This is a genomic window from Streptomyces phyllanthi, from assembly GCF_009377205.1.
In the GTDB taxonomy this organism is placed as follows: Bacteria; Actinomycetota; Actinomycetes; order Streptomycetales; family Streptomycetaceae; genus Streptomyces; species Streptomyces phyllanthi.
On the sequence record NZ_VJZE01000778.1, the window covers coordinates 1 to 2,532 of the forward strand.

The window sequence follows — 2,532 nt, forward strand, 5'->3', positions numbered from 1 at the left end:
GGGGTGCGGGTGGCGTGAGTGCGGGTGGCGCCGGTGCGGGTGACGTCGGTTCGGGCGGGCTCGCCAGGGGCGGCGCGTCCACGGGCGGCGCGTCCCCGGAAGGAGTGTCCGCGGGCGGTGTCTGGGCGGTCACCCAGGCGGCGATCTGGCTGCGGTTGTGGAAGCCGAGCTTGCTGAGGATCCGCTCGACATGGCCTTCCGCGGTGCGGCGGGCGATCACCAGGCGGTCGGCGATCTGCTGGTTGGCGAGGCCCTCGGCGACGAGCCGGGCCACCTCGGTCTCACGCGGGGTGAGCCGGGTACCGCCGTTCGCGGCAGGCGTGGCGGGGCCCGGCGGGAGCTCCCCGCCATGCTTCGGTCCGCGCTTGCGCGCGCGCTCCTGGAGGGCGTACTCGACGAGTTCGGGGAGTCCGAGCTCGCCCCCGCGCCGGTACGCCCGCTCGAACTCCTGCGGCCCGAGGGCTTCGCGCACCTCCTCCTCGCTCTGTCGGCGCGCCCCGTTGAAGGTGGTGGAGTCGAAGCGGCCGCTGGAGATGTCGGCCCAGACGCGGTCGGCGCCGCCGAGCAGGACCGCGGCGCGTTCATGGGCGTCGAGCGCCGCCGCGATCACCACCATCAGATCGAGGGTGAGGGCGATGCCGAACACGTCGTGGACGGCACGCTTGAGGCACAGCGCCTGACGGCCGTACGACTCCGCGCGCCGCCAGTCGCCCTTCACCGTGTACGCGAGGGCCAGGACCCGCAGCAGATAGCTGAGGACCCACTCCTCGCCCTGGTCCTCGCAGCTTCGGCGGGCGTCCTCGCAGACGGAGACGGCGCGGTCGGTCCGTCCGAGGAACGCCAGGACGCTGGCGAGCCCGACCTGGTCGAGGCCGGTGATGCTGGGCAGGGTGCCGGGTATCGGACCGCAGGCGACCGAGGCCTCGAAGTGGCCGAGGGCACCGTGCAGGTCGTCTCCGAACAGGGCGAGCATGCCGAGGACGCTGTCGGCGTGCGCGGCCTCGGCCGACTCGCCGAGCTCCAGGGCGAGTTCGCGGGCCTGGTGGGCACGGCGGCGGCCCCCGGCGAGGTCCTTGGAGCAGCCCGCGAGCAGGCCGGCGACCCACAGGGCACGGGCGCGTTCGCGGGTCGGCTCGGGGTTGGCTTCGATCGCCCGTTCGAGCCAGTAGCGGCCCTCGCGGGTGCCGCCGCAGGCGTGCCAGAAGAACCAGAGGGTCCCGGCGAGACGCATCCCGGCCGGGGCCTCGCCGGGGGTGACCAGGCTGAAGTCGAGCGCGGCCCGCAGGTTGTCCTGGTCGGCGTGGAGCCGGGTGACGATCTGCCGCTGGCCGGGGCCGAACCAGGCGCCCTCGTACTCGGCCGCCCGCTCCTGCATCCAGTCGCGCTGCCGTCGCCGGGCCTCGGTCTCGGCGCCGGGGGTCATCCGGAGCCTTTCGAGGCCGTAGTGGCGCAGGGTGTCGATGAGCCGGTAGCGGACGGTTCCGTCGTGCTCGTCCCGGGTCAGCACGGACTTGTCGACGAGGCCGGCGACGGCTTCGAGGACATCGTGGGACCGCACCTGTTCGCCGTCCGCGCACACGGCCTCGGCGACGTCCAGGTCGAAGCCGCCCGCCAGGACGGACGCCCTCGCCCACACCATCTGCTCCCGGGGCGTGCAGAGGTCGTGGCTCCAGTCGACGGCGGCGCGGAGGGTCTGGTGGCGGGGCAGGACGGCGGGGCTGCCTGCGGTGAGGAGGCGGTAGCGGTCGTCGAGGCGTTCGAGGAGCTGGTCGATACCGAGGACGCGCATCCGGACGGTGGCCAGTTCGATGGCGAGGGGGAGGCCGTCGAGGCGGTGGCAGAGGCGGGCGACGGATGCGCGGTTGGCGGGGGTGAGGGTGAAGCCGGGGACGACGGCCGCGGCGCGTTCGGCGAAGAGGGCGAGGGAGGCGTAGCCGTCGGCCTGGGAGAGGTCGCCGTCGGGGTCGGGGACTGGGAGCGGGCGCACTTCCAGGAGGTGTTCCTCGGTGAGGGCCAGGCGGTGGCGGCTGGTGGCCAGGATGCGGATGCCGGGGGTGCCGTGCAGGAGGGCGGCGGCGAGGCGGGCGCAGGCGGTGAGGAGGTGTTCGCAGTTGTCGAGGACCAGCAGGAGGCGGCGGTCGCGGACCTGGTCCACGAGGGCGGGGAGCGGGGGCTGGTGGGAGTTGTCGTGCAGGCCCAGGGCGTCGGCGGCGGCGACGGGGACGAGGGCGGGGTCGTGGAGGCCGGAGAGGTGGACGCAGCGGACTCCGTCCGGGAAGGCGCGTTCCAGGCCGGTGGCGAGGCGGGTGGCGAGGCGGGTCTTGCCGACGCCGCCGGGGCCGGTGAGGGTGACGAGGCGGGCCTTGGCCAACAGGCGTCGGCCTTCGGCGAGTTCGCTTCGGCGGTCGACGAAGCTGGTCGTCTCGACGGGGAGGTGGGTGCTGCGGTCCCTTCGTGGCGCTGATCCGCCCATGATCAGCCTGTCCTCTTGGGGTGTCGTGCCGGGGTGTTGTGCCGGGGTGGGTGTTGCGG

Annotated in this window: 1 protein-coding gene; it reads right to left on the minus strand. The window is 74.2% G+C overall.

Features of this window, described 5'->3' with window-relative positions; genetic code table 11:
• On the minus strand, positions 1 to 2,473 hold a 2,473-nt coding region (locus FNH04_RS44735), incomplete at its 3' end, for an ATP-binding protein (protein ID WP_152791954.1).
• Between the last annotated feature and the right edge of the window lie 59 nt (positions 2,474 to 2,532).